Source organism: Pseudoduganella violaceinigra DSM 15887 (assembly GCF_000425385.1).
GTDB classification, from domain to species: Bacteria; Pseudomonadota; Gammaproteobacteria; order Burkholderiales; family Burkholderiaceae_D; genus Rugamonas; species Rugamonas violaceinigra.
In genome coordinates this window covers 351,886-378,431 of the sequence record NZ_AUDI01000001.1, presented here as the reverse complement: position 1 = coordinate 378,431, position 26,546 = coordinate 351,886, and the positions used below count along the sequence as shown (strand labels likewise).

Sequence of the window (26,546 nt, the reverse complement as noted above, 5' to 3'; positions counted from 1 at the left end):
CTCCTAAAAGTGTTCCACAAGACTGAATCCGAAATACCGGACTTTGATATCGCCCGCCACATCGTGGCCGGCATATGGGTTGTAAATGATGTTGAGGAATTTGCTGCTGTTCATGTTGTCCGACGTTTCGGCCGGCGCGTCGAACTTGCCCTTCATGTAGGATGCGGCCAGGTTCAGCTCATAGCTCTTGCTGAGACGCCAGTTCAGCCCCACGCTATACAGCTTGGTGTCCGGCAGCGGTGCGATCAGGTCGATCTTGTTGAGCGGGACGGACGACTTGCGCGGCTCGTAGCCAAGGCGCAGCGCCAGCCCTTCAAACGGAAACAGCTGCAGGCCGTAGCCCATATTCAGTACGCTTTTGTAGCCGCGCGGGATCTTCAATTTGGTGGAGTCGGGAATGCCGTACAGGCGCGCCACTTCCAGCAGCTTGATGCTCTGGTCGAATTCGAACACCAGCTGGTTCCAGTCGCTCCAGCGCGCATAGCTGGCATCGACATTCAGCTGCAGGTAGCGCAGCGGTTTGAACTTTAGCCCGAGCTGCCAGTGCGAAGGGAAGGGGATGGTGGCCGACATATTGCCCCGCTGGACCTCGGGAATCGCCTGTGGCAGGCCCAGGATGGCGCCGGCCACGGGGCCGAACAGGCTGGAATTCAAGCCCCGCACGAAGTTGCGCAGCATCGGCTGGGTGTCGAATTCGTATGTGCCGGTGTAGCGCGTCTTCGATCCGCCCTGGTAGACGGCGCCCAGGGCGAACCAGGGCGCAGGCTCCCACAGCACGCCCAGGTTCAGGGTCGGGTCGATCGGCGCCGTCATCTCCAGCCGCATCGCAGCGGCTGTCTTGAACGGATTGACCATGCCTTCCTTGCCGCCGCCGCACAGGCCGAAGCCGAAGGTGTCGATGATGTTGCCGCCTTCTTCCGGGCACCAGCCCTGCTGCAGTTTGCCGAAAATGCCCAGCAGCTGGTTGGGGAAGCGCATCTGCGTATCGACCACGAAGGCCGAGTGCGCGATCGGCACGGCGGCGCCGAAGCGCAGCGTGTCCGAATACTTGTAGCCGACGGCCGGCGAGGCATACACCAGCCTTTGCAGCTGGATCTGGCGGCCGTCGAAGCGGCCCGGATCGTCCGGGTCGGTGGTGCGGTCAAGGCTGATCGCCTGCGCCATATAGCTATTGGTGGCGAAGGTCCATTTCGAATCGGGATGGTGCCAGGCGAAGCCCAGGGTCGGCACCACCACGCCCGGCAGGCGCCAGCCCGGCATGCCGTAGGTCGGCACGTACATGGCCTGGCGCATCGGCCCCGTGCTGGTGCCGCTGATCGGGTCGTCCTTCCAGCCGCCGATATCGAATCCTTCCGGGCGCGTGAAGCTGGCGCGCGCGCGGATCGAGGCGCCGAAGGCGGTGTGCTGCGTCAGGTCGCCTGCCAGGCGCGCCAGCCCGGCGGGGTTGAAGTGCACCGAGTCGATGCCGGGCGGGTCGGCCGTCACGGCATTGCCGAGCGACATGGCCACCACGCTGGTGGTCAGGTTTTCCACCAGCGCGGCATGCGCGGGCAGAACGTAGTGAAGCGCGGCGGCACATGCCGCCAGGCGGAGCGGGGCGCGCATCGCTGCCTGGTCAGAACGCCAGCGGCAGGTTCAAGCCCACCGAGAAGTTCGGCGAGTCCGCGGTGAGGCCGATGCCGACCGACATATTCACCGTGTTTTTCGGCGACACGCGGTAGCCCATGCCGAAGTTCAGGATGGCCGACGTCTGGGTGCTGGTGCGCACGTTCAAACCGTCGGCAAAACGCAACTTGGCGCCCTGCGCGATCGCGCCCTGGAAGGACATTGTGGTGGAAATGCCATACGAGAGCGCGTACGCGAAGCCCATGCCGAAGCCGAACTGGGTACCGGGCGCCACGCGGTTGAGCACGCGCGTGCCGTTGACCTGGTGCAGACCGGTGGCCGGGGCGCTGGCGGTCAGCGACACGGAGCCGAACAGCGCCACCGGATCGACGATGCGGTTCACGTTCAGGCCGGCCGACAGGGCCGCCACGCCGCTGCCGGTGGCTTCGCCGCTGCCGGCGATGATCTTGAACGGGCTGCGGCCGGTGGGCAGGCGCAGGTTGGTGGTGGCGGTGACGTTGGCGCTGTCGCGGCGCGCTTCCCACGGCTGGTAGCGCGCGCCGACCGTGATGTCGCCCAGCGAGAACGAGGTATTGCTGCCGCCTTTGGCTTCGGCGTACTTGCCGATCACGGGCAGGGTGACGTTGGCGGTCAGGTTGTCCCACACGCCGTAGTCGGTGGACAGGGTGTTGGTGACGATGTGGGCCGAGACGTTTTCGATTTCGAACAGGGTCAGGCCGTCGGCCGCGATATCGGTGACGATTTTTTCCTGGCCGATGTAGCTGTAGTTCAGGTCATAGGTGAACTGCGATTTTCCTTTGCGGATCAGGGAGTACTGCTTGTCGACTGCAGTCAGGGTTTCCTTCAGCAAGGCGCTCTGGTCGCCTTCGCCTTCTTTCTTTGCCAGCGCATCGCGTGCTGCGGCTGCCGTGCTTTCCTGTGCGCCGGCGGTGGAGTGCACCAGCATGGCGGTGGCAAGCAAGAATGGCAGGTACTGATATTTCATTCGCATTTCCTTATTGACGGTGCATCCACGTGCGTGCCGCACCCGAATTGACGGCACGTTCGAGCAGCTGCGTGGTGTTGTTGAAGGGATCCAGCTGGCCACGGTTGGTGACGCGGTCCATGTCGACCACGCCCAGCTCCTGGTCATTCAGCGCCAGTTGTGCCGGCGCTTTCTGTCCGGCGGGCGCGGACAGGATGAATAGGGTGTTCTTGTCCCACAGCGTGGCGAACTCCTGCAGCGAGAAGGCCAGGTTGCCGGCCGAAGGATCGGCGATGAAGACCACCCCGCCGCGCACGCCGCGCAGCACCACGAAGTGCTTGGCGCCGCCGTAGTCGATCGGCACGATGGCCGGTTCGTCCAGCGTCAGCAAGTCCTTCACTTCGGCCTTGTAGCCGGCGGCCGGTACGTTGAGGGAGGCGGCGTAGCGCTTCATGTCCAGCAGCGAGAAGCCGCGGCGCTCGATGATCTTTTCCTTCTCGCCCTTTTCCAGCATGCCTTCCATGGCCTGCTGCTCGGTGACGTCGAGGCCGAGGTGGAATTTGAGGATGGTGACCAGGGCCGCCGAGCCGCAGCTGTAGTCGAAGGCCTGGCGCACGATGTGGCGGTATTTGAGTTCGGCGTAGGGCTCCATGCTGACCGACTGCGAGTAGGCGCCGCCGCCGAGCATGGTTTGCGGCATCTCGAACTGGCCCTTGGGACGCTCCTGCACCTCGTTGCGCGAGAGGGCGGCGGAACCGCCGATCAGGGCGGCCAGCACCCCCATCAACAGCATCAGCATGGCGCCCTCCAGATGGCGGGGAAAGCGCTGCCCTTGCGCGTCGCGCGCGCGTCGAATCCTGCACCCATGGCGTCTCCGATTTGTAATGTGGACGAACGTTCGTCCTTGCTCTTTTGTTATTTATTTACGCACGTTTCGCGCGCGCCAGGATGCAAAAAAATTAGAGGCACACCTCTACTTGGCGCGCGAAAACTTATGCTATTGCAAGCAACATGCGGCGAACGGCGCTCTTCCTCTGGCTGGCTCGCCAGGCCAAGCGTTTGGCTTGCGCGGTCAATGCGAAGTGCTAGACCCTGCGCGGCGGCCGAACCTATCATGAATTTAATTAATATTGCGACAATATTAAGACAGCGCTCCGCTGTACCGGGCCCACCAGGCTTGGCTGCCGGCAAGGGGGCGCACAGGCGCAGTACCCACCATATTCGAACGGAGATACAAGCTATGAAACGCATTACCACCGCTGTAGCGATCGCCCTGTCCACCCTGGCCCTGTCCGCATCCGCCATGACCCCGATCAAAGACGCAGAACTGAGCGCCGTTACCGGCCAGGATGGCGTGTCGATCGGCGCCAACCTGAACGTCAATATCGGTTCCTTCGTCTACACCGATACGGACGCAGTCGATGCCAACGGCCTGGGCGGCGGTTCGGTGAGCTTCAACGGCATCAAGGTCAACGGCCTGGTTGCTGCCACCATCGACATCCTGTCGAAAAACTCCTTCCTGCAAGCGGCCGGCGCAGCGGGCGTGACCAATCCTGGCTCCCTGTACAACCCGGTCACCGGCGGCGACGTGGTGCAGATCGCCATCCCGGCCGACGTGCAAGTGGCTGCCGGCAAACTGCTGAACATCTCGGTGGACGCCATCAAGATGGGCAACAGCGACAAATCCTACGGCTCGATGGCGATCAACCAGCTGGACCTGCGCGGCACCACCGTGTGGATCTGGGCACACTGATACGCGTTGCGGCCGCGTGAGCGGCCGCATTGCGACATCGTTGAGGATGGAATCCCGTCTCTTTGCGGCCGCGCTCGCGGCCGCCTTTTTCTGCGCGCCGGCCGGCGCCCAGCTGCGTCCCATGAGCGACGACGACCTGTCGCGCACACGCGGGCAGGGGCTGCTGGCGGTCAGCAACAGCACGCTGGGCGGCTTCGACTTCACCCGCATCGCGCTCGATGCCGACGTCGAGCTGAACGCCAGCCTGCGCCATATCCGCCTGGGCGATTACCGCTTTCCCGCGCGCGAGGGCAGCGGTGCCGATATTGACCTGGGGCTGCTGCAGTTCGGCCAGAACGGCGGCAAAGTCTCGATCACCAATCCGTATTTCGAAGTCGTGTACCGCAACACCGGCGACGCGGCCACGCCGCGCGAAGTGGTGGGCATGCGCATGGGCTTCGACAGCATCAAGGGCGATGTCGGCCTGAAAATGCACAGCATTTCCGGTTCGCTGCTGGTGAACGGCGTGGATGCCAACGGCCAGCCGGTGACGATCGATTCGCATAGCGATGCCGGCGGCGGCAAGCGCTGGGACGGCGCCGCCGCGCTGGCCGGGGTGCGCGCGGGCGACGCCGCCGGGCCGAGCCGTGATTTCTGGATTTCCGTGCTGAAGACGGGCGTGCAGTTCCAGGCGCCGAGCGGCACCACGCAATTGCCGGATGCCGCCCAGTCGGGCGTCTGGCTCAACTGGCGCGACAAGCTGTCCGCGCTGCCGGCCGTCGCACCAGCCCTGCCGGCGGTGCGCTGATGCGGCGCCCACCGCGCTCCCTGATGCTGGCCGCCTGCGCCGTCCTGGCGGGCGTGGCGGCGCCCGCCGTGGCCGGCGGCTTGCGCCCCCTGAGCGACAAGGCGCTGTCCGATGTGCGCGGCGGCGACGGCGTCAGCTTCGACCTGAGCGGCTTCGCCATGAACGGCGATGTGCGCGTCACCTATACGCGTCCTGACGGCGCCAGCATCTGGGCCGCCAATCCCAGCGCCGCGCGCAGCGACAGCGCGCTGCCGTTTTCCGATCCCTACCGTTTCGATATCGTGCGCAGCCCGAATGGCCTGGCCGATATCGCGCAATTCAGCCTGCCGCTGAACGCGGGCGGCCAGCAGAAATGGCAGTTGGCATATGACTTCGGCGTCAACGCCGACGGCATCGATCGCGCTGGCGGCGCCGTGGTGGTGAGCGACCTGGCGCTGTACGGCGGCAGCTGGCAGTTTTCCACTCCGCGCACGCAGGACGGCCTGGCGCTGGGCGCGGCGCTGCGCATGGAAATCGGCCAATGGGCCTTGCGCCCGAATGGCCGCGGCAACACGGCGGGACAGTTGGCGTTGAATAACATCCGCATTGGCGCCACCGACGACAACGGCAACTTGACCGGCCAGCCTTGGGCGGTCGCCGACGTGGCGCGCCAGCCAGCCCTGGTCAATGCGCAGGCCGACGCCAGCGGGCCGCGCCTGCACATCGGCATCGGCTGGCCGGACGCCCAGTTCGGCACCGGCCAGGCGGCCAGCGGCGGCATTGAAATCGGCAAGATCAGCTTCACGGCGCCGAGCGGCAATGTGGACCTGGGCTCTGCGCGCATCGGCAATATCCAGATCAACTATCTCGACATCAAATTCCGCCAATGATGCGACTCGCCTCCATGCTGCTGCTGGCGCCGGCCTTGCTGCAGGCCGCGCCGCCCACGCCCCTGGACGACCAGGAACTGTCGGGCGTCAATGCACGCGACGGCATCAGTTTCGCCGCCCACGTCGTGGTCAACGACCCCACGCTGGTGGGCGCCGTGACCGACAGCCGCCTCTCGCTCGGCTTCCACGACGGCGGCCAGCCGCGCTATATCGTGCTGCGCAATGTGCGCGGCACGGTCGACATGTTCGCCGTCGGTCTCAAGGTGCAAGCGCGCCCGGACAGCAGCGGCGACTACATTGCCGTCGCGCTGCCGTCGCAAATGCGCTACACAAATTTCGGCTTCGAATCAATGAGCGTGCAGAACGACCCGAATGCCGCCGTGACCGGCAACCTGGGCAGCGTGAACATCAACGGCAGCCTGCAGATGCAGGGCGAGTTCAGGATGTGGGCGCATTAGGGGCGCGCTCGGTGGCGAAGACCAGCAGCGCCGCCAGCGGGAACGCCAGGCCCGCCAGCAGCACGCCGTTCCAGCCATAGTGGGCCCAGGTCCAGGCGCCCAGCGAAGAACCAAACGCGCCGCCGGCAAAAAAGATCGAGATGTAAAGGCCATTGAGCCGGCTGCGCGCTTCCGCGCCGAGCGCGAAAATGGCACGCTGGCCGACCACCAGGTTGGCCGAGGCGCCCATGTCCAGCACGATCCCGCACAGCACCAACAGCACCAGCATGAAATCGCGGCCGCCATGCAGTATCAGGGGCGCGCCGAACGCCGCCACCGCCGCCAGCAGGGCCCACAGCGTGGTCGAGCGGCTCTTGCCCTGGTCGGCCCGCTTGCCGGCGATCGGCGAGGCGATGGCACCGGCCACGCCCAGCAGGGCGAAGATGGCGATGCCGGTCTGCGACAGACCGAACGCCGGGCTGGCCAGCACCAGCGGCACCGTGGTCCAGAACAGGCTGAAGGCACCGAACATGCAAGCCTGGTAAGCGGCGCGGCGGCGCAGTACCGGCGTGGTGCGCAGCAGCGTCCACATGGACGCCAGCAAGGCGCCATAGCGGTAGCCGCCTTCGGGCCGGCGCTGCGGCAGGCGCAGGTGCAGTACCACCGCCAGCATGGCGATGGCCGACGTCGACAGGAAGAAGATCGCATGCCAGCCCAGGACATCGGTCACCAGGCTGGAAAAAGGACGCGCCAGCATGATCCCCAGCAGCAGCCCGCTCATCACCGTGCCGACGGTCTGCCCGCGCCGCTCCGGCGCCGACAGGTGGGCGGCGAACGGCACCAGCACCTGGGCCGCCGCCGAGCATAGCCCGATGAAGAACGCGGCCGCCAGGAAGGTGGCGACATTGCTCGCCAGCGCGGCGCCCAGCAGCGCGACGGCGGTGGCGCCCAGCAGTGTTACCGTCAAACGGCGGTTCTCCAGTAGGTCGCCGAGCGGCACGATGAAGGCCAGTCCCAGGCAGTAGCCGACCTGCGTCAGCGTGACGATCAGGCCGGCGGCGCCGGCATCGAGGCCGATCGCCTTGCTGATCGGACCCACCAGGGGCTGGGCGTAATACAGGTTGGCCACAATCAGGCCGCTGGCGGCGGCCAGCAGCAGGACCATGGCGGGTGTGATCTGGTGCGCTTGTTTCATGGGCGAGGAGAATAGCACCGAAACAAAAAGCCTGCTGGTGGGTTAATATTTCCCGATGAAAGTCATTTCCGCTTTAATTCCGGCACTCCTGGCCATCGGACCGGCCAGCGCCGCGCCGCTGGTGGTCCTGGTCGATACCGGCACCGAAATGCCGTTGGCGGATATCCGCAATGGCGAAGTGGTGGGCGGCATTCATAAGGACCTGGCCGAGGCCCTGGCACAAAAGCTGGGCCGCACGCCGGTCACGCTGTCCATGCCGCGCAAGCGCATCGCCATGGCGCTCGAAGCGGGGCGGGGCGATGTGCTTTGCCTGTATTTGCCCGAGTGGCTGCCGGGGCACTACGGCTGGACCCAGGCTTTCATGCCGCAGACGGAAATGGTCATCACTGCGTCGTCCGCGGCCCAACCGCAGTCGCTGGCCGACCTCGCGGGCCAGCCGATCGGCACGGTGCTTGGCTTCCAGTATCCAGAGATGGAACGGGCCATGGGGTCCGGCTTTGTCCGTGCCGACGTGAACACCAACCTGGCCAACCTGCGCAAGCTGGCGGCCGGCCGCCTGCGCCACGTTGCCACCATCAAGACGTTCTACGACTACCAGCTGCACAAGGGCGAAAAGCTAAGCGTCCATGAGCCGCTGGTGGTGCGCAGCTACCAGACCCGCTGCGCGGTGTCGGCCAAAGGCCACGTGGCGGTGGCGGAAGTCGATGCCGCCATCACCCAGTTGCTGCGCGAAGGCGTCATCAGCAAAATCCTCTCCAACTACCAATAAGCACAATGATCAAGAGACTCGTTCTGGCCGCCATGCTGGCCTGTTCCACCGCCCACGCGGCACCCGCCGTCAGCGATGCCGCCACCGCCGCCGCCCGCTATGCCCGCCAGACCTACGGCGAAAAAGTGATCGACAGCCTGGCCAGTATGGTCAGCTTCAACACCGTCGCCGATGAAAAAGTGCCGTTCAATATGAGCCCCCAGCACATCGGCTTCAAGCGTTTCATCAAGCAGGAAGCGGCCCATCTGGGGCTGGACTTCAACGATTTCGGCCACGTCATGGTGGTGGGGCTGGGCCAGGGCAAGGAGCGCATCGGCGTGATCACCCATGGCGATGTGCAGCCGGTCGACCCGGGCAAGTGGAAGCAGTCGCCGTTCAAGCTTGACCGCAGCAGCGAGCCCGGTCTGCTGCTGGGCCGCGGCACCGAAGACGACAAGGGCCCGATCGCCACCGCCATGTATGCGATGAAGGCAATCAAGGACCGCAATGTGCCGCTGAAGAAGCGCATCGAACTGTATATCTACATGGCGGAGGAATCCGACTGGGCGCCGCTGGAGGCTTTCCTCAAGACCCATACGCCGCCGCAGACCAATATCACCATCGATGCCGAATACCCGGCGGTGACGGCCGAGAAGGGATGGGGCGCGCTGCGCGTGACCTTGCCCAACTTCGGCGCGGCGGTGGGAAGCTCGCCCACGGTGGAGCGCTTCACCGGCGGCTTCTTCGACAGCCAGATCCCCGAAGATGCGCGCGCCGTGATCGACAATGCCGACGCCGAACTGGAAGCGGCCATCCGCGCCCGCGCTTCCAGGCAGCGTGGCATGAGCTACCACTATTCCTGGCAAGGCAAGCGCCTGGTGATCGCGGCCAAGGGCCTGTCCGCGCACTCGTCGAAGCCGGAAGACGGCGTGAACGCCATCGCCATGCTGGCCGACGCGCTGGCGGTGCAGCAATGGCATAGCAGCCAGGCCGGGATGATGGTCGATTTCGTCAACGACATGATCGGCACCGGCTTCCAGGGCGAGAAGTTCGGCAAGATTGCCTACGCCGACGAGTTCATGGGGCCGATGACGGTGTCGCCCACGACCCTGAAGCCGACCGAGGAAGGCCTGGTCCTGGGCATCAACCTGCGCCGTCCGCGCGGAAAAACAACAGCCGAACTGACCACGGAAATCAACGCCGCCTTCGATGCCTGGAAGGAGCAGAACCAGTCGCGCGCCACGCTGGCGGCGCAGATCGGCGAGCCCTGGGTGCAGGACAATGCACCGCAACTGCCGACCCTGATGAAGGTGTTCTCGCACTACACCGGCATCAAGGATCCGCAACCGGTCGCCATAGGCGGCGGCACCAATTCGCGCCTGTTCCCGCACGCGGTGAGCTTCGGCCCAGCCATGCCCGGCAAGGTGTACACCGGCCACTCCGAACATGAGTTCATTACGGAAAAGCAATTAATGCTCAACCTGGAAATGTATACGGCCGTTCTGGTTGAACTGGCGAAATAAAGTGTTGTTACTTGGCGAAATGAGTATTGCCGTCAGGTAGTAAAAGACTTTAGTATGGGCAACAAGGCTTTCGCAACGGAAGCCTTCAGCCCATGCCTGGCTGCGCAACTGGCATCCCATGAAAAGATGCCATGTTTCGCAAGCTTGTCTTCCTCACTGCATTGTCATTTTCCTCGTCGGCACACTGTATGGATATGAGTATCCCGCCGGCGCACGCCGCCGCGCCCGCGGATGCCATCCAGCTCAACGATGTGCCGCGCCGCGGCACACTGTACCGCGTGCATCACGAGGGCAAAACTTCCTACCTGTTTGGCACCATTCACGTGGGCAAGCAGGACTTCTTCCCGCTCGAAGCCGAGGTCACCGAGGCGCTGGCCAAGTCCAGCGCCCTGGTGCTGGAACTCGACGTGCGCGCCAGCGAGCCTTACTACAAGGCGCTGGCTCGCCATGGCCAGTATCCAGCCGGGCAGACCGTGCGCGACCACTTGTCGCCGGCGGCGCTGGCCAGGCTGCAGGCCGCGCTCGAGACGATCAAGCTGCCCCTGGCCGGTGTCGAGCATTACCGCCCGTGGGTGCTGGCGAATATCCTGGTGGGGCAGGAGATCGAGAAAAGCGGCTTCAACCGCGGCATGGGAGTGGAAGCCTACCTGCTGCACAACGCAGCCCAGCAAAAGAAGCCCTTGCTGGAACTGGAGAACGCCGACTACCAGCTGGGCCTGTTCGGCGCGCTCAGCGACGCGCAGCAGGAAGCCTACCTGCTGGAGAATATCGCCGACATCGAGAGCGGTGCTGCACTGCGCAAATCGGCTGGCCTGGTCGAGGCGTGGGGCGCTGCCGATGCGTCCCGCATCGCTGCGCTGACGCGTGAGCTGACCTCCGGCGACACGGTGTCAGCGCGCTTCATGGACGGCACCTTGCTGGGCAAGCGCAACCCGGAAATGGCGGCCCATATTGAAGCGATCATGCGCAAGAGCGACGCCTTCATCGGCATCGGCCTGCTGCATCTGGTGGGCGACAAGGGCGTGCCGGCCTTGCTGCGCCAGCACGGTTACCAGGTCGAGAAGGTTTATTAATATTTCGGACTGGAGCTCAGCGAGCCGTTCGAGTAACTGACGTTGTCGCCGACGCGATAGCTGGGCATGCTGTCCACATTGATCGTCTGCGTGGTGCCGTCGGCTTTTTTCACGGTGACGCGATAGCCGCTGCCGCCACCTGCCGCCGCCGCCCCTACCGCGCCGCTGGCCGACATCGAGCCCGCCGGATCGATCGACTGCACGACGCCGTCCCAGGTGTCCGCACTCCGGTTGCTGGCGGAAGCACTGGCGCTGTAGCTGCTGTTGCCCATGGTGCTGCCTTCATCCACGCTGGCGGTCTTCCTGCTGCTGTCATGGGCGCAGCCCGCCAGGGCCAGGCTCACCAGCACGATTACGGAAAGTTTCATATATCCTCCCTAAATAGCCACGTAAGGTCTGCGCGCTGAGGAAGTGTACGCCCTTACGGCGACGGCTGACGCACTTGACATCTGCGCTCTCGGCCAGCGGCCGCTGCTGACAAGGCAAGGCGGGAGTATCGTGCTGGCGAACCAGGTGTCGTCCGTCGCTGGAGACTGAACGGTGCCGCGACGCGGCACGTTCGGCGTGCTTAGGTCAAGCGGCCGGGCGTTTGCGCATGCTCCACAGCGCCCACATCACCGTCGAGGCGATGATCGCGGCCGCCATGTCGACCAGCCAGTCATCGACCGAGCCATGGCGGTAAGGGAAGAAGGATTGGACGAATTCGTCGATGGCGCCCATGATGGCGATGCCGAACACGGCCTTCAGCGCGCGCTGCGCCGGTTCACCCTGACAACCGGTAAACAGCAGAAAGGCCAGGAAGGAATAGCCGCAGCTATGCAGCACCAGGCCGCTGGCATACTCTGCGGCTTCGGCGCGTGCGCCGGGGATCGAACCGATGATGCAGTTAAGGACGAACAGCGTGATGGCGCCCCAGAAGCGCAGGCGCGCCTGGGCGTCGCTGAGGAACAGCAGGGTCAAGAATTTTTGCATGGGTGGGACGATATCACGGAAGCGGTTGCGCCGGCACAGGGCCGGCGCACCTTCTGCGACCACGCATATCGATTGCGTGTGTCTCAGATGTGCCCATTATAAGGATGGGGTGTGACCGCACCATGACATAAATCAAACTTCCGGTGTTGTCATGTCCCCAATTGTTCCTGACCCGGAAATGGGCAAAAAAAAAAAGCCCGCTGGTTAAAGCGGGCTTAAACTATTTTCTTGGAGGAGAATAGTGGAGACATGTGCAATTATGGTGCAATGCCACATATCAGTCCAATTTTCATTTTCGATGATCGTTATTCATATTTCGAATAACTATTCTTTGACCGGCACCACGTAATTCAGCGCCATGCGGCCACCATCCACGAAAAGCGTCTGTCCGGTCATATAGCTGGCGTCGTCGCTGGCGAGGAAAGCGCAGATGGAAGCGACCTCTTCCGGCTCGCCGCAACGCCCCAAAGGAGTGCGCGACAAAATGGTGCGTTTTGCTTCCGGGCTGGCCAGGACCGCCTGTTTCGCCAATTCGGTCAGGATGGTGCCGGGGCCAATGCCGTTGACACGAATGCCATACGGCGCCAGGTTCAGCGACATCACCTTGGTCAGCTGGTTCACGCCGCCCTTCGACACCACATAAGGAACCTGGTCGGGAATCGCCAGTTCCGAGTTCACGCTTGACATATTGATAATGCAGCCGCTTCGCTGCTTGACCATTTCGCGCGCGACTGCCTGGCCGCACAGGAACATGGATTTCAGGTTAATGCCGAGCACGCGGTCGAAATCGGCTTCCGCCAGGTCGAGGAAATTGCATTTATGGGTGACGCCGGCATTGTTGACCAGGATGTCGACCCGGCCGAAAGCGGCTAGGGTGGCGGCCAGCATGGCGTCCACATCGGCTTTTTGGCTGACGTCGGCGGCGTAGAAGCGGGCCTGGTCGCCCAGCGCTTCGGCGGCCTGGACGCCTTCCGGCTTGATGTCCACCAGCATGACCTTGGCCCCTTCGGTAATGAGGCGCTGGGCGCAGGCCAGGCCGATCCCTTGAGTGGCGCCGGTGACGATGGCAACTTTATTCGTTAATTTCATGGAGCTTCCGCGAGTCGGTTGGGAAGCCTATTTTAGAGGATGAGCGCGTCGTTGGGCAGTTGGTTGGGGCGTTTGCCATCGGCGGGGTAGTGGCGCGCCAACAGGGTGTTGAGCTGTTCCAGCGCCGATAGCGTGCTGGCGTGGTAGTCGCGCTGGGCATAGCCGCTGGTCATGGTGCGGCAGATGGTCTGCCATTCTGTGTCGGCCACCAGGCGGCCGACGTGGCGGTCGGCCACGATGTCGACTTCGCGCGCGGCCAGGTTGATGTAGATCAGGACGCCGCAGTTTTCCTCGGTATCCCACACGCCGTATTGGGCGAACAGGGCGCGGGCGCGCTGGCGGTTGCTGGTGTTGTTGAAGGCTGCGCGGGCGTCCAGGCCGGGTTCGATGATCACGCGCACTTCGGCGCGGTGGCGCTGCTCACCCTGGGCGATGGCCTGTTCGATTGCCGCCAGCGTGGCGGGCGGGAACAGGCGTTTGCCATGGGAGGTCCCATGGCGTATATGGTGCAGGGCGCGTCTGCAGCGGCCGAAAAATGAGCTTGGCAGGGCCTGCATTACCAGTCTCCCGAGGCGCCGCCGCCGTCGAAAGTGCCGCCGCCGCCGCTGAATCCGCCGCCACCGCCCCAACTGCCGCCGCCACGGTTTGCCGCGGCGCTCAAGACATTTCCCAGCGCGGCGCCAATCAGGACGCCGCTGGCATCCGATCCCCAGCCGCCGCTGTGCAATCCGCGCCGGGCTCGACCGCGCAGCATCGGCAGGATGACGAAGACGCCGAACAGCAGGAGGGGAACCAGCCATCCGGCCGACCAGCCGCCCGTGTCCCCGCCTGCACGCCCCGGGTCTCCAGCGGCCATGTTACCGTCATTCGCCGCGCCGCCGCTGGCGGGGATTGCGCCGGCTCCCGCCGCCTCCGCCAGACCGGCAAGGCCGCCGGCAGGCGAGCTGCCCGAGGAGGCGGGGAGGTGTTCCTTCTCCAGCAAGGCGCTGATGGCGTTGATGCCAGCCTCGAGCCCTCCGTGGAAATCGCCTTGCCGAAAGCGCGGCGCGATCACGTCCTGCAAAACCCGTTTGGATTGGGCGTCGGTGAGCGTTCCCTGGACTCCGCGTCCGGCCTCGATCCGCAGCCTGCGCAGGGCGGAAGGATTGTCTTTGGCCACGACCAGCAGCACGCCGTCGTCGACACCCTTGCGCCCCAGTTTCCACGCATCGGCCACGCGGATGCTGTATTGCTCGATCGCTTCCGGTGCGGTGGATGGCAGCAGCAGGATGGCGATCTGACTGCCCGTCCGGCGCTCATAGTCGGCCAGCAAGCCGTCGAGGGAGGCGCGCTGCTGCGCCGTCAGCATCCCGGCCTGGTCGGTGACGCGGGCGGCATGGGCAGGCACGCCGACAAAGCCCGTTTCGGCACGGGCGCCGCCCGCGATGGCCAGCGCCAGCAGCGCCGCGATGGCGAGGCCGATCATCAGGCGCAGCCACGGCGAGGCGGGAAGGATGCGCCAGCGCCGCGCGTGTTCAGTGAGCCCGCCGGTGCGGCGCGCCAGGTCGCGATCCAGCAGGGGATCGCTCAAGCGGTCTTCCTCGCGGCTGGAGCCCTTGCCGCCACCGCGTGTTTGCCGTGGAGAGGTCGCCATTGCGGCTCCTTACTTCTTGTTGAAGTCCACCGTGGGAGCGGTTGATATGGATTTTTCGTTGTCCACCGTGAAGCTGGGCTTCACGTCGTAGCCGAACATCTTGGCCGTCAGGTTGGTCGGGAAGCGCCGCGCGAGAATATTGAAGTCCTGTACCGACGCGATATAGCGCTGGCGCGCTACGGTGATGCGGTTTTCCGTGCCTTCGAGCTGCGATTGCAGGTCGCGGAAACTGGCGTCGGCTTTCAGCTCCGGATATTTTTCCGCCACCACCATGAGGCGCGACAGGGCACTGGTCAGCTCCCCCTGCGCCTGCTGGAATTTTTGCAGCGCACCAGGATTGTTCAGCACCTCCGGCGTCACCTGCACGCTGGTGGCCGAGGCGCGGGCCTTGGTCACCGCTTCGAGGGTCTCGCGTTCGTGCGAGGCATAGCCCTTGACCGTATTGACCAGGTTCGGGATCAGGTCGGCCCGCCGCTGGTACTGGTTGACCACCTCGCCCCACTGGGCCTTGACCGCCTCGTCCTTGGCCTGGAACTCGTTGTAACCGCAGCCGGTCAGGAAAACCGAGGCCAGCACACCCACTGCCAGAAATTTGCGCATTCTTCGCTCCCTGCAACGTATTATCGAAATATACACGCAATCCGGGCCCACGAGGCGCACGGCGGCGCCCGTTATAATGGTGGGTTTGCAACGCAAGAAGAAAAGAGGCCTGCCGTGACATTCATCGAAAAATTATCCGCTGCCTGGGCAGCCAACGATTCCCTGCTGTGCGTTGGCCTGGACCCGGATATGGCGCGCCTGCCTGCGCAATTCCAGAACAACCCGCAAGGGATTTACCAGTTCTGCACCGAAATCATCGACGCTACCGCCGACCTGGCGTGCTCCTTCAAGCCGCAGATCGCCTACTTCGCGGCGCTCGGTGCGGAAGACCAGCTGGAAAAGATCTGCGCCTACGCGAAAGAGAAATACCCGCACATCCCGCTGATCCTGGACGCCAAACGCGGCGACATCGGCGCCACCGCCAAGCAGTATGCGCGCGAAGCCTACGACCGCTATGGCGCGGATGCGGTGACCGTGAACCCGTACATGGGTTCCGATTCCGTCGAGCCGTATATGGAATGGCGCGACCGCGGCGTGATTATCCTGTGCCGCACTTCGAATGCCGGCGGCTCGGACCTGCAGTTCCTGAAGGTTGAAGGCAAGCCTTTGTACCAGCACGTCGCCAAGCTGGTGGCGGAGAAGTGGAATGCCAATGGCCAGTGCGCGCTGGTGGTTGGCGCCACCTTCCCTGAAGAACTGGCGCAAGTACGTGGAATTGTGGGCGATATGCCGCTGCTGGTGCCGGGCATCGGCGCGCAGGGCGGGGATATCGAGGCGACCGTCAAGGCCGGCCGTACCTACAATGGCGCGGGCATGATGATCAATTCCTCGCGTGCGATCCTGTACGCGGCGACCCAGGGCGGGGAAGATTTTGCGGCGGCCGCACGGCGCGTGGCGCAGGAGACGCGCGACGCGATTAACGCGCACCGCGCTTAAAACCGGTGAACCCGGCCGGATAGCCGCGCGGGGCCGGACACCACCCAGCAGCCATCGCCTACCGGTGTCTGACCCTGCGGGTCAGACACCGATTTACCGGTTTTAGTCGCGCTCCGGCGCAATCATTTCAACATAGTCGTACAAGGCAGCCAGCACCTCCTGCCCGCGTTCATCGGTCTCGGCGCCCAGGCGGTCGAGTTCCGAGAACAGCTCATCGACCGTACGCGCGCCGCCCGCGCCTTCATACAGGCGCGCAGCACGATGCTGCTCCCACTGCTCATGCTCTGCCTCGGACAAGGTCTGCGGGAAGTTGCGCGCGCGGTAGCGGAACAGAATCTCGCCCAGGCGCTCATCCTGGAAATGCGGCGACGCCGAGGCCAGCTTGGCCGGCTGCTCGCGCCGCAGCGATTCCAGCAAACGCTTGTCGCCATTGCCGATAAAGCCGCCGTACAAATCCTCATCCACATCGGCCGGTTCGCCGACCGGGCGCCAGAACACCTGCTCCCAGACCGCCGACATGTCCGGCCCCGCCGCCGCGCGCGCGGCATGGGCGCGCGCCGCCTCCAGGTCCAAGCCCCAGCGCTCGGCCATTTCCGGGCGCAGCGTCTTCAGATTCGACACCAGCATCGGCGACTTGTTCAGGTGGATGCTCTTGATCGGCAGGCGCGTCATTCCTTCCGGCATGGCATCGGCCCGGGTGAACATGCGGGTGCGGATCGTCTCCGCATCCAGCGCGAACAGCTCCTGCGGGTCGTATGCGCAATCCCACACCAGCAGTTCGTTCTTGTTGGAAGGATGCGGCGCCAGCGGCCAGACCAGCGCCAGGCAGCCGCGCTCGGCCGGGAACATGCCCGACACATGGAGGAAAGGCTGGCGCAGGTTAGGCGCCAGGTGCATGCCGATCTCGTCCGCTACGCGGTCCTTCTTGTGCAGGGCCAGGCAGAAATCGAACAGCTTCGGCTGTTTCTGGCGGATCAGGCGGGCCAGGGCGATGGTGGCGCGCACGTCGGACAGCGCATCGTGCGCCGCCTCATGCACCAGGCCATTGGCCTTCGTCAAATGCTCAAGTTTGAAGCTCGGTTTGCCGTTATCATTGATAGGCCACTCAATTCCTTCGGGGCGCAACGCATAGGTCATCCGCACCACATCCAGCAAATCCCAGCGCCCGCACTGGTTCTGCCATTCGCGCGCATAGGGATCGATTAAGTTGCGCCAAAACAAGAAACGCGTCACTTCATCGTCAAAGCGGATTGTGTTGTAGCCTACGCCTATGGTGCCAGGCTCCGAAAAGGCCTTCTCGACGGTTGCGGCGAATTGATGCTCCGGCACGCCCTGCTGCAATGCTTGCTGCGGGGTAATGCCGGTAATCAGGCAGGCGACCGGGTCGGGCAGGTAATCGTTGGCTGGTTGGCAGAACAACATGATCGGCGCGCCGATTTCGTTCAGCTCAGCGTCGGTACGGATAGCGGCAAACTGGGCGGGGCGGTCACGGCGTGGCACGGCGCCGAAAGTTTCGTAGTCATGCCACAGGAAGGTAAGGTTACTCATGGTGCAAATGTTGGTTCTCGTTATCGAATGCTGAGGCAAGGAGGACTGTTGTGTCAAATCCCATTTCCGTAAACACCCGTGCCACGCCCGCAGCGGCGAGCAATGACACGGCCATTTCGGCGTCCACCCGCGCCAAACTGCAGCTGAACGTGTCGATCCTGAAGGAATCGGCGTCGGTTTCGCTGAATTCCGAAAACGATCCGCTGGCGCTGGTCTACAAGTCGGCCATCACCTCGATCAACGAGCAATTGCAGGCCGATTTCGGGCCCGATGCGATCCAGAACGCCGCGGGGCAGGACAACTCGCCCGAAGGCACGGCGGGGCGCATTGTATCGCTATCGACGGCCTTCCTCGGTGCTTTCCAGAAGCAGCACTCCGAGCTGGAAGGCGACGACGCCCTGAACAGTTTCATGGATACCATCAAGGGCGGCATCGAAAAAGGCTTCAAGGAAGCGCGCGACATCCTGAAAGGCTTGCAGGTGCTGGGCGGCGACATCGCCTCGAATATCGACAAGACCTACGAGCTGGTGCAAAAAGGCCTGGACAGCTTTGTCTCGAGCCAACGGAAGTCCAGCGCGACCGACGAATCTCAGACCGGCACCCAGACCGGCACCCAGGCCGGAAAGGTAGCATAGCGAAAGTCGGGGTCAGCTCTGGCAATCGGACATTTCGCTGCGCGTCGCGCAGCGAAAAGCTCCTCGAGAAGCCAGAGCTGACCCCGACTTTTATTTCGCTACTTCGACGCGGTCGCGGCCGCTTTCCTTGGCGCGGTAGAGGGCCGCATCCGCCGCCGCGATGAAGGCGCTTTCGTCCTGCGCCGCACGCAAGGCGGCCACGCCGAAGGAGCTGGTGATGTGCGGCAGCGGCAGGCGCATGTCGTCGAAGACCACGGCGTCGCGCATGCGCTGGCACAGGCGCCCGGCGACCGTTTCGGCAACCTGCAAATTCGTGTCGGGCAGGACCACCATCATCTCTTCCCCGCCGTAGCGTACCGCGAAATCGGTCGGGCGCAATGCTCCGGTTAGCACTTGCGCGGCGATGCGCAGCGCCTGGTCGCCTTGCAGGTGGCCGTGGCTGTCATTGAATTTCTTGAAGTGGTCGATGTCGAGCATGATCAGCGACAGCGGCTGTCCAGTGGCCTGGGCGCTGGCGACCAGTTGCGGCAGGAAGTCGTTCAGCCAGGCGCGGTTGTACAGGCCGGTCAGGCCGTCCACCATCGATAGCTGGCGATAAAATTCGCCCAGCTTTTGCCGCCGCCGCAGCTGCGCATTGGCGGCGCGGATACGGAAGGAGAGCATGCGCAGCAGGTTGCGGGCGACGCCGTTGGCAGCGTCGATCAGCTGCCATGCGAGTTCCGATTCGATCACCAGCAGTTCGCTTTGCTCCAGCGCGGTGATGCTGGCCTGGTTGGTTTCGTCGTCCAGCACCGCTTGTTCGCCCACGCTTTCGCCGGGCAGCACTTTGCTGATGGTGCCGTCGGCGATGCCGGTGCGCGTGTCGGCCGCCACGGAAAGCGCGCCGCGCAGCACGATGTAGAGGCGGGCGCGCTGCGGGTCCGCGACCACCTCGCCCTGTTCGACCAGCACGATCGGGCAGTCTTTCAGCAGGGGGGCGATGCGCAGGCTGTCCGCGCCGCGGAACAGTTGCAGTGCCTGGATCTGGTAGGCGGATGCGCCGAAGGTGCCGATCGGTTTCACGGTAAGCTTTCTTGCTGCGGTATTGGCAGGTAACAGGTGTTAATGATAGCCCAAGTGTGGTTCAATATCGGCCATGACCTACACCGATATCCTCGGCCAGCAACACGCGGCCGCTCCGGGCGCGCGCATCGTCTCGCTCGTGCCTTCGATTACCGAACTGCTTTGCGACCTGGGGCTGGCGCCGCAGCTGGTGGGGCGTACCGGTTTTTGCATCCATCCGGCCGATGTGGTGCGCTCCATCCCGAAGGTGGGCGGCACCAAGGATGTCAATATCGAGAAGATCCGCAAGCTGGCGCCGACCCACCTGGTGGTGAATATCGATGAGAACGAAAAGCCCACCGTGGATCAGCTGGCGCAATTCGTGCCCAATATCGTGGTGACGCATCCGGTCGCGCCGCGCGATAACCTGGCGCTGGTGCAGTTGATGGGCGGCGTGTTCTGCGCCCGCGAACGCGCCGACGCATGGTGCGCCGACTTCGAGCGCGAACTGGCGCAGGTTGAGCCGGGGCGGCCGCAGCGGGTGCTGTACTGCATCTGGAAGGACCCCTGGATGACGGTGTCGCGCGATACCTATATTGCGCGCATGCTGGCGCTGATCGGCTGGTCGATTCCCGCGCTGGGCGATCAGCGCTACCCAAGCTTCACATGGGACGAAGCGCTGCTGCGCGATGTGGACCAGGTACTGCTGTCGTCCGAGCCTTACCGCTTTACCGAAGAACACGTGGACGCCTTGGAGCGCCAGATCGGCAAGCCGGTGCAACTGGTCGATGGGGAGATGATGTCCTGGTATGGCAGCCGTGCCTTGCAAGGTATCCGCTACCTGAAAGGCCTGGCTGCCGCCGGCTAAGGATTATTCTTCGGCTTCTTCGAAGTTGGGCTGCGCGGTGTGGCGTTTGCTATCGCTCAGGCGCCCCAGCGCGCTGTCGATGGCCCGTTGCAGCTTGTCCGCTGCGCCGTTGATGGATTGATGCAGGGTTGCCTCGTGGTCGGTGACGGCGATTGGCTGGTAGCCGTTGACGCGCGCCTCGATCATGCAGCGGATATCGCCGTCGGAGGACTTCTGTGCATTGCCTGCGCTGAGGTGGACGTCGACGCGTCCGATGTGCTCGCCGAACCGGTGGAGTGCGGTCTTGACCACTTCCTTCACATGGTCCTCCAGACCTGCAGTACGTTCGATGGTTTTGTCGGTGTTCACACTGATTTGCATATGCTGCTCCCGTTTGTTAACCAAAACGTGTTGCCACGCGATTTCATCATACGCCTACATCAGGGAAGCTGCCATATTCACAAATAAACCCAGGATAAGAAGATTGAAGAAAAAGCTCAGCACGGACTGTCCCAGCACCAGCTTGCGCAGGCGGGCCGACTGCACGGCGACATCGGAAGTCTGGGCGGCGACGGCGATCGTAAAGGAGAAGTACAGGAAGTCCCAGTAGTCCGGCTGGGTTTCGCCGCCGGGGAAGGCGAGCGGCCGCTGGTGGCCGCGCGCGTTGTAGTACAGGTGGGCGTAGTGGAAGCAGAACAGGGTGCCGACCAGGAACCAGGAGCCCACCAGCGTCGCCACGACGAAGGCGTAATGCAGGCCCCGTTCTTTGGCCGGCATGTCGCGCAGGCTGGCCAGCTCATTGCTGATGGCGACCAGGCTCATGACGGTGGCAACCACCAGGCTGGCCAGGATCACCGATGCCTTCTCGTCCTGCCGCGCGGCGATGCGCCGTACTTCCCGGTGGTCGGCCCGCATCATCATCCAGCCGACCGTCAGGAGATAGGCCCAGACCGCGATATCCCAGGCCGACAGCGAACGCACCAGCGGCGTCCAGGACGAAGGCAGGAATACGCTGGTCACGGCGCCGACTGCGATGGCGGCGCTCAGGTGGGGGCGGCTGCGGATCAGGTGGTAGGCCATGTCAGTCCAATCTTACTACTTGTGATGGGGGAAGCGGTCCATGCGCGAGAGGATGGGGAAGCGCCAGGCCCAGATGCCGGTCACGGCCAGCGTGGCGGCGCCGCCGAAGATCACGGCGCGCGTGAGCCCCAGCCAGCCGGCGGTAATGCCGGATTCAAATTCACCGAGTTCGTTGGAGGCGCCGATAAAGACCGCGTTGACGGCGCTGACGCGGCCGCGGATTTCATCGGGGGTCTCGAACTGCACCAGCAAGTGGCGCACATAGACGCTGATCATGTCGCCGGCGCCCAGCACCAGCAGGCAGGTGAGGGTGAGGCCGAAGCTGCTGGTGAAGCCGATCAGCACCGTGCAGATGCCGAACACCGCAACGCCGCCGAACATCCAGGCGCCGACGCGGCGCGTGATGGGCCAGAAGGCCAGCGCGATGGAACAGATTGCGGCGCCGGCGCCGGGCGCCGTGCGCAGCAGGCCAAGCCCGGTGGGGCCGGCATGCAGCACGTCGTGCGCCAGCGCGGGCAGCAGGGCGGTCACGCCGCCGAACAGCACGGCGAACAAATCGAGCGAAATGGCGCCCAGCATGATGGGACGCGACCAGACGAAGCGCAGGCCTTCCAGCACGCTGTGCCAGGTGGCCGGTTCCTTGCGCGTTGCCTGCGGCGCGGGACGCGTCAGGCAGATCAGGGCGACGGCCATCAGCAGCATGAGCGAGGTGACGGTGTAGACGGCGGCCGGGCCGTAGATGTACAGCAGGCCGCCCAGCGTCGGGCCGAGGATCACCGCCACCTGAAAGGACGAACTGGAGAGCGCCACGGCGCGGCTGAAGTCTTCCGTGGGCACCATATTGACCAGCACCGCCTGGGTGGCGGGACTCATGAAGGCGCGCGCACTGCCGTACAGCACCAGCACGGCGAAGATCGGCCACACGGTGCCGAATCCGCTATGCGTATAGCCGAGCAGCGCCAGCCCGCACACCAGCTGCGCGCCCAGGCAGGTGGCGATGATGTTGCGGCGGTTGTAGCGGTCGGCGGCGTGGCCGGCGTACAGGATCAGCAGCAGGAAGGGCGCGAACTGCGCCAGGCCGATCATGCCCAGGTAATACAGGTTCTTGGTTTGCGCGTAGACTTGCCAGCCGATGGCGACGTTTTGCATCTGCACGGCGATGGTGCCGAGCAGGCGGGCTGACAGGTAGAAGGCGAAGTTGCGGTGGCGGAGGACTGAGAAACCGTTCGATGACATACGTATGCGTGCAATGAGGCGCCGCGCGCCCCACGGCACGCAGCGCATGGGGGAAGGGCTTACGGTTGCTGGAGGTCGGCCTCGGATGTGAAGGCGTCGGCGTAAAACTCGTCTTCGGGCAGCCGGCAATCCTTGACGAAGTCGCGCTTGGCCGAATCGACCACGATCGGGGCGCCGCAGGCGTACACCTGGTAGCCCGACATGTCGGGCAGGTCGTCGACCACGGCCTGGTGCACGAAGCCGGTGCGGCCGTGCCAGTTTTCTTCCGGCAGGGCGTCGGAAACCACCGGCACGTAGCTGAAATTCGGCATCTCATCGGCCCATTGGCGGCACAGCGCGTCCATATACAGGTCCTGCGGGCGGCGGCCGCCCCAATACAGCGTCATCTGGCGCTGGGAGCCGGTGGCGCGTGCGTGTTCGACGATCGCCTTGATCGGCGCGAAGCCGGTGCCCGATGCCAGCAGCACCATCGGCTTGTCCGACTCGTCGCGTACGAAGAAGGTGCCCAGAGGGCCTTCAAAGCGCAGGATGTCGCGCTCCTTCATGGTGCCGAACACCTGGTCGGTGAACAGGCCGCCCGGCATATGGCGGATATGCAGGGTGATCGCGCCGCCTTCCGGCGCGGTGGCGATGGAGTAGGCGCGGCGCTTGCCGTCGCGCAGCAGGAATTCGAGGTACTGGCCGGCCTTGTACTGGAAGGTTTCATTGGCCGGCAGCTGCAAGGTCAGTACCATCACGTCCGGCGCCATTTTTTCCAGGGCGTTGACGCGGGTTGGCATCTTCTTGATCGGGAATTCGCCGCTGCCCGCCACTTCGCGCGCTTGCAGCACCAGGTCGGAATGCGGGATGGCGCAGCAGAACAGCGACATGCCGCTGGCTTCCTCTTCCTCGCTCAGGGCGCGGCGCTGGTGCGCCTTATGGCTGACCGAACCCGATACCACCTTGCCCTTGCAGGAGCTGCAAGCGCCGTTCTTGCAACCGTATGGCAGGCCGACGCCGGCGCGCATGGCCGCGGCCAGGACGGTTTCGTCTTCTTCACAGCTGAATTGGTGGCCGCTAGGCTGAACAGTAATTTGGAAAGACATACAATCTTAAAAATGGAAATCAGTAAAAAATTCAACAAGCCGCGCCTGCTGGTCATCGGCTGCGGCGATGTGGGTATGCGTTTGCTGCCCCTGGTGCGCGCACATTACCGCGTTTTTGCCGTCACCAGCCAGCGCGAGCGCTTTGCCGAATTGCGTGCGGCGGGCGCCGTGCCCCTGCTGGCCGACCTGGACCGGCCCGAATCGCTGCGCCGCCTGGCCGGGCTGGCGCACCACGTGGTGCACCTGGCTCCACCGCCGGGCGAGGGCGCGCAAGACCGGCGCACCCGTAATGTGACCGCCATTTTACCTGACCGAGCGAATGTGGTTTATGTGAGCACCACCGGCGTGTACGGCGATCTGGGCGGGCGCTGGGCCGATGAGACCCAGCCGGTGGCGCCGCGCAATGCGCGGGCCCGGCGGCGGGTCGACGCGGAGCAGGTCCTGCGGGCCTGGGCGCGGCGGGCGCAGGGGCGCCTGTCCATCCTGCGCGTGCCGGGAATTTACGGCGCCGACCGTTTGCCGCTGAAACGGCTGCAGCAGGGCACGCCGGCCTTGTGGGCCGACGATGACGTTTTCACCAACCATATCCATGCCGACGACCTGGCCCGTGTGGTTTTGGCGGCATTGCGGCGTGGCTTAAGCAACCGTGTCTATCACGCAGTTGATGACACGGAGCTCAAAATGGGCGACTATTTTGACATGGTGGCCGATCACTTCGGCTTGCCGCGACCGCCCAGGCTGGATCGTGCTTCGCTGGCGCAGGCGGTGACGCCAACGTTGTTGTCCTTCATGTCCGAGTCGCGCCGTCTGGCGAACCGGCGCCTGAAGGAAGAACTGCAGGTACGGCTGCTGTATCCGGATGTCGCGGCAGCCTTAAGATGCATCAAGCGCCCGTGAAGCAGTGGGCGCTATCTTGTGCCAATGATTGCTAAGGAGGGCGCCATGTATAGCCATCCCACCAAGGAACAAGTCCGCGCCTACCTGGCCCAGCGCGGCCATGCCCACCTGCCACCCCCGTCACCGGAGGAAATCAGGCGCCGCCTGGACTGGCGTTCGGAGTACACTCCCATGCCTGCGGCGCTGATGTACCTCCCTCCAGCCCTGGCCTGGATCACCTTCACATGGCTCTGCTTGCCGTTTACTTTGGCAAGAAACGAGCAGAAGTAGCCCTCTCGTTAAACTACTTTAATTCCTAGCACAGCAATGTGCGCTAGAATCTATCAAAATATCACGTTTAGTGCCGTGGGTTAAGCGAACGGCAATAAATCGGTGTATGATACCGTCCGTGTGCCGAAAATTGCGTCAATCACGGCTTTTTCTGGCGCTCTTTGTCTAAAATTCCGCCAATAATTTTGTTGTGACCACACAACATATTGAAAAAGTACTTTGTCATGAGCTCTCTGAAAGAAATTACTGCTTCGTCGTCTTACAATCCGAACCGCGTGCTGGATGCCATCATCGAAAAGCTGCAGCTGAAAAATGATGCGGCCCTGTCCCGCGCCCTGGAAGTTGCACCACCGGTGATCAGCAAAATCCGCCACAATACCCTGCCGATCGGCGCGACCATCCTGATCCGCATGCATGAAATCAGCGATTTCAGCATCCGCGAACTGCGTGAACTGATGGCGCACTAAGCTTTCGTCCAGACGTAAAGAAACGGCCGCCCCTGCTAGCAGGTGGCGGCCGTTTTTATTTGGCTCTCGTTACGGCTCAGGCTGCTGCCAGGCGAGGGCGGGCGCTGTAGAACAGCGCTTGGGACGCTGCCTGGGCTTCGGCGCTGACGCGGCCGGAGTAGGCGGTTTGGGCGCCGGCGGCAACGCGGCCCGAATATGCCGTTTGCGCTTCGGCTGACACGCGGCCGGAGTAGGCCGTTTTCGCTTCGGTCGCTACGCGGCCCGAGTAGGCAGTCTTGGCTTCCGCTGCCACGCGGCCGGAGTAGGCGACCTTTGGCGACGCTTCCGCTGCCACACGGCCCGAGTAGGCAATTTGCGGCGATGCCTCGGCGGCGACGCGGCCCGAGTAGGCGACTGCGACACGGCCAGAGTAAGCAACTTGCGGCGAAGCTTCGGCAGCGACACGGCCGGAATATGCCACTTTCGGTGCGGCTTCCGCTGCCACACGGCCCGAGTAGGCAACTTGCGGCGATGCCTCGGCGGCGACACGGCCCGAGTAGGCGACTGCGACACGGCCAGAGTAGGCAACCTGCGGCGCAGCTTCGGCAGCGACACGGCCGGAGTAAGCGACTTGCGGCGATGCTTCGGCAGCGACACGGCCGGAGTAGGCGACTTGTGCGCCGGCTTCCGCGGCGACGCGGCCCGAGTAGGCAACTTGTGCGCCGGCTTCAGCGGCCACACGGTCGGAGTAGGCTACTTGCTGGCCGTCTTCCGCTGCGACCCGGCCCGAGTAGGCAACCTGGGTGTCATCAGCGGCTGCTGCCACGCGGCCCGAGTAGGCAACTGCGCTACGGAAATAGTCCTCGCCGAAGGTCTCTTCATACAGCTCCTTCATGCGGTTGCCGACGCGCTCGTGGGCCTCTTCGTCATCCTCGCCGCGCAGGCCGATGTATGGGAAGTGGTGCATATAGTAGCCGAACACATTTTCGCAATCGATGAAGTACTTCATCGTGTCCAGGATGTGATAGTGCCAGAAGATATCCACGTCCATCAGCGGAGCGGTCTGCTCGTTGGGGAACATTTTCATCAGGTACAGGAAGCGGCGATATTCGAATTCGATTGCATTAACTTTTTCCAGCGACCAGCCTTCGCCGGACTCCACGTGCATCAGTTTTACCTTGATTGGTTCCAGGTCCAGGTCGGCAATAGCCTTAAAGCTTTCAGCAGAAATCATGAGTGACATTCCCTTAAAAAGT

At 63.9% G+C, this 26,546-nt stretch carries 30 protein-coding genes; 13 read left to right on the top strand and 17 right to left on the bottom strand.

Going from position 1 to position 26,546, the window contains the following annotated elements; translation table 11 throughout:
• Positions 1 to 3: 3 nt before the first annotated feature.
• The 3 genes from H597_RS0101825 to H597_RS0101815 are packed head-to-tail and all read right to left on the bottom strand — an operon-like array spanning position 4 to position 3,389.
• Positions 4 to 1,605, bottom strand: a complete 1,602-nt coding sequence (locus H597_RS0101825; protein ID WP_028100625.1) for an OmpP1/FadL family transporter — start codon at positions 1,603 to 1,605, stop codon at positions 4 to 6.
• Positions 1,606 to 1,615: 10 nt separating this feature from the next.
• Positions 1,616 to 2,611, bottom strand: coding sequence for a transporter (locus H597_RS0101820; protein WP_028100624.1), 996 nt, complete (start codon positions 2,609 to 2,611; stop codon positions 1,616 to 1,618).
• A gap of 10 nt (positions 2,612 to 2,621) precedes the next feature.
• Positions 2,622 to 3,389 (bottom strand): C39 family peptidase, encoded by a 768-nt coding sequence (locus H597_RS0101815; RefSeq protein ID WP_028100623.1) that lies wholly within the window; start codon positions 3,387 to 3,389, stop codon positions 2,622 to 2,624.
• Positions 3,390 to 3,830: 441 nt separating this feature from the next.
• Between H597_RS0101815 and H597_RS0101810 the strand changes: the two genes are divergently transcribed.
• Genes H597_RS0101810 through H597_RS0101795 form a run of 4 tightly spaced genes read left to right on the top strand, consistent with a single transcriptional unit; the run spans position 3,831 to position 6,457 of the window.
• A complete protein-coding gene (locus tag H597_RS0101810) occupies positions 3,831 to 4,343 on the top strand; it encodes a DUF6160 family protein (RefSeq protein WP_028100622.1) in 513 nt (170 codons plus the stop codon).
• 46 nt (positions 4,344 to 4,389) lie between these two features.
• Complete coding sequence (locus H597_RS0101805) at positions 4,390 to 5,130, top strand: hypothetical protein (RefSeq protein WP_035372856.1); 741 nt, start codon at positions 4,390 to 4,392, stop codon at positions 5,128 to 5,130.
• Positions 5,130 to 5,999, top strand: a complete 870-nt coding sequence (locus tag H597_RS0101800; RefSeq protein ID WP_028100620.1) for a hypothetical protein — start codon at positions 5,130 to 5,132, stop codon at positions 5,997 to 5,999. The genes H597_RS0101805 and H597_RS0101800 overlap by 1 nt, the downstream gene beginning before the upstream one ends.
• Complete coding sequence (locus H597_RS0101795; RefSeq protein ID WP_028100619.1) at positions 5,996 to 6,457, top strand: hypothetical protein; 462 nt, start codon at positions 5,996 to 5,998, stop codon at positions 6,455 to 6,457. The genes H597_RS0101800 and H597_RS0101795 overlap by 4 nt, the downstream gene beginning before the upstream one ends.
• Here H597_RS0101795 and H597_RS0101790 read toward each other — a convergent pair.
• A complete protein-coding gene (locus H597_RS0101790) occupies positions 6,438 to 7,631 on the bottom strand; it encodes an MFS transporter (RefSeq protein ID WP_028100618.1) in 1,194 nt (397 codons plus the stop codon). The genes H597_RS0101795 and H597_RS0101790 overlap by 20 nt on opposite strands.
• 55 nt (positions 7,632 to 7,686) lie before the next feature.
• On the opposite strand from H597_RS0101790, the gene H597_RS0101785 reads away from it, so the two are divergent.
• The 3 genes from H597_RS0101785 (at position 7,687) to H597_RS0101775 (ending at position 10,975) form a co-directional block, all read left to right on the top strand.
• Positions 7,687 to 8,400 carry a substrate-binding periplasmic protein gene (locus H597_RS0101785; RefSeq protein WP_028100617.1) on the top strand — a complete coding sequence of 238 codons (714 nt, stop codon included), beginning with the start codon at positions 7,687 to 7,689 and terminating at the stop codon, positions 8,398 to 8,400.
• Positions 8,401 to 8,405: 5 nt separating this feature from the next.
• Complete coding sequence (locus H597_RS0101780) at positions 8,406 to 9,902, top strand: dipeptidase (RefSeq protein WP_035372855.1); 1,497 nt, start codon at positions 8,406 to 8,408, stop codon at positions 9,900 to 9,902.
• A 188-nt stretch (positions 9,903 to 10,090) separates the two neighbouring features.
• Positions 10,091 to 10,975 (top strand): TraB/GumN family protein, encoded by an 885-nt coding sequence (locus H597_RS0101775; protein WP_229632069.1) that lies wholly within the window; start codon positions 10,091 to 10,093, stop codon positions 10,973 to 10,975.
• Here the strand turns inward: H597_RS0101775 and H597_RS0101770 are convergent.
• From H597_RS0101770 to H597_RS0101745, 6 genes are all read right to left on the bottom strand, one after another.
• Positions 10,972 to 11,343 (bottom strand): hypothetical protein, encoded by a 372-nt coding sequence (locus tag H597_RS0101770; RefSeq protein WP_028100614.1) that lies wholly within the window; start codon positions 11,341 to 11,343, stop codon positions 10,972 to 10,974. The two genes, H597_RS0101775 and H597_RS0101770, sit on opposite strands and share 4 nt — an antisense overlap.
• A 205-nt stretch (positions 11,344 to 11,548) precedes the next feature.
• A complete protein-coding gene (locus tag H597_RS0101765) occupies positions 11,549 to 11,947 on the bottom strand; it encodes a VanZ family protein (RefSeq protein WP_028100613.1) in 399 nt (132 codons plus the stop codon).
• 324 nt (positions 11,948 to 12,271) lie between these two features.
• Positions 12,272 to 13,036, bottom strand: coding sequence for an SDR family NAD(P)-dependent oxidoreductase (locus H597_RS0101760; protein WP_028100612.1), 765 nt, complete (start codon positions 13,034 to 13,036; stop codon positions 12,272 to 12,274).
• A 32-nt stretch (positions 13,037 to 13,068) separates the two neighbouring features.
• Positions 13,069 to 13,593, bottom strand: coding sequence for a TPM domain-containing protein (locus H597_RS0101755; protein WP_035372854.1), 525 nt, complete (start codon positions 13,591 to 13,593; stop codon positions 13,069 to 13,071).
• Entirely contained in the window at positions 13,593 to 14,501 is a 909-nt protein-coding gene (locus H597_RS0101750) for a TPM domain-containing protein (protein ID WP_028100610.1), read from the bottom strand. The genes H597_RS0101755 and H597_RS0101750 overlap by 1 nt, the downstream gene beginning before the upstream one ends.
• 177 nt (positions 14,502 to 14,678) lie before the next feature.
• Positions 14,679 to 15,269: a LemA family protein gene (locus tag H597_RS0101745; protein ID WP_035372853.1), complete on the bottom strand. Its 591-nt coding sequence runs from the start codon at positions 15,267 to 15,269 to the stop codon at positions 14,679 to 14,681.
• A 114-nt stretch (positions 15,270 to 15,383) separates the two neighbouring features.
• On the opposite strand from H597_RS0101745, the gene pyrF reads away from it, so the two are divergent.
• Positions 15,384 to 16,205, top strand: a complete 822-nt coding sequence (pyrF, locus tag H597_RS0101740) for an orotidine-5'-phosphate decarboxylase (RefSeq protein WP_028100608.1) — start codon at positions 15,384 to 15,386, stop codon at positions 16,203 to 16,205.
• Positions 16,206 to 16,307: 102 nt separating this feature from the next.
• Here the strand turns inward: pyrF and sbcB are convergent, their stop codons facing one another.
• The gene (sbcB, locus tag H597_RS0101735; protein ID WP_028100607.1) at positions 16,308 to 17,753 is read right to left on the bottom strand and encodes an exodeoxyribonuclease I; all 1,446 of its coding nucleotides are present in this window, start codon (positions 17,751 to 17,753) and stop codon (positions 16,308 to 16,310) included.
• 50 nt (positions 17,754 to 17,803) lie between these two features.
• On the opposite strand from sbcB, the gene H597_RS0101730 reads away from it, so the two are divergent.
• Complete coding sequence (locus tag H597_RS0101730) at positions 17,804 to 18,388, top strand: DUF5610 domain-containing protein (protein WP_028100606.1); 585 nt, start codon at positions 17,804 to 17,806, stop codon at positions 18,386 to 18,388.
• 90 nt (positions 18,389 to 18,478) lie between these two features.
• On the opposite strand, the gene H597_RS0101725 is transcribed toward H597_RS0101730, so the two are convergent.
• Complete coding sequence (locus tag H597_RS0101725) at positions 18,479 to 19,450, bottom strand: GGDEF domain-containing protein (protein WP_028100605.1); 972 nt, start codon at positions 19,448 to 19,450, stop codon at positions 18,479 to 18,481.
• A 73-nt stretch (positions 19,451 to 19,523) separates the two neighbouring features.
• Here H597_RS0101725 and H597_RS0101720 point away from each other — a divergent pair, with 73 nt between their 5' ends.
• Positions 19,524 to 20,297 carry a helical backbone metal receptor gene (locus H597_RS0101720; RefSeq protein WP_028100604.1) on the top strand — a complete coding sequence of 258 codons (774 nt, stop codon included), beginning with the start codon at positions 19,524 to 19,526 and terminating at the stop codon, positions 20,295 to 20,297.
• A gap of 3 nt (positions 20,298 to 20,300) precedes the next feature.
• On the opposite strand, the gene H597_RS0101715 is transcribed toward H597_RS0101720, so the two are convergent.
• Genes H597_RS0101715 through H597_RS0101700 form a run of 4 tightly spaced genes read right to left on the bottom strand, consistent with a single transcriptional unit; the run spans position 20,301 to position 23,677 of the window.
• Positions 20,301 to 20,657: an HPF/RaiA family ribosome-associated protein gene (locus tag H597_RS0101715; protein WP_028100603.1), complete on the bottom strand. Its 357-nt coding sequence runs from the start codon at positions 20,655 to 20,657 to the stop codon at positions 20,301 to 20,303.
• Positions 20,658 to 20,711: 54 nt separating this feature from the next.
• A complete protein-coding gene (locus H597_RS0101710; protein ID WP_028100602.1) occupies positions 20,712 to 21,356 on the bottom strand; it encodes a DUF1345 domain-containing protein in 645 nt (214 codons plus the stop codon).
• A 15-nt stretch (positions 21,357 to 21,371) separates the two neighbouring features.
• On the bottom strand, positions 21,372 to 22,592 hold the full coding sequence (locus H597_RS0101705) for an MFS transporter (protein ID WP_028100601.1): 1,221 nt from the start codon (positions 22,590 to 22,592) through the stop codon (positions 21,372 to 21,374).
• A gap of 59 nt (positions 22,593 to 22,651) precedes the next feature.
• Positions 22,652 to 23,677 carry a CDP-6-deoxy-delta-3,4-glucoseen reductase gene (locus H597_RS0101700; RefSeq protein WP_028100600.1) on the bottom strand — a complete coding sequence of 342 codons (1,026 nt, stop codon included), beginning with the start codon at positions 23,675 to 23,677 and terminating at the stop codon, positions 22,652 to 22,654.
• A 12-nt stretch (positions 23,678 to 23,689) separates the two neighbouring features.
• Here H597_RS0101700 and H597_RS0101695 point away from each other — a divergent pair, with 12 nt between their 5' ends.
• The 3 genes from H597_RS0101695 to H597_RS0101685 all read left to right on the top strand — a co-directional run bounded on the left by H597_RS0101695 (position 23,690) and on the right by H597_RS0101685 (position 25,311).
• Positions 23,690 to 24,574, top strand: coding sequence for an SDR family oxidoreductase (locus tag H597_RS0101695; protein WP_035372852.1), 885 nt, complete (start codon positions 23,690 to 23,692; stop codon positions 24,572 to 24,574).
• Positions 24,575 to 24,619: 45 nt separating this feature from the next.
• Positions 24,620 to 24,844 (top strand): hypothetical protein, encoded by a 225-nt coding sequence (locus tag H597_RS35450; protein ID WP_154667905.1) that lies wholly within the window; start codon positions 24,620 to 24,622, stop codon positions 24,842 to 24,844.
• A 224-nt stretch (positions 24,845 to 25,068) separates the two neighbouring features.
• A complete protein-coding gene (locus tag H597_RS0101685; protein ID WP_028100598.1) occupies positions 25,069 to 25,311 on the top strand; it encodes a hypothetical protein in 243 nt (80 codons plus the stop codon).
• Positions 25,312 to 25,387: 76 nt separating this feature from the next.
• Here H597_RS0101685 and H597_RS35785 read toward each other — a convergent pair whose 3' ends face one another.
• A complete protein-coding gene (locus tag H597_RS35785) occupies positions 25,388 to 26,524 on the bottom strand; it encodes a UCP032817 domain-containing protein (RefSeq protein WP_229632068.1) in 1,137 nt (378 codons plus the stop codon).
• Positions 26,525 to 26,546: the final 22 nt, after the last annotated feature.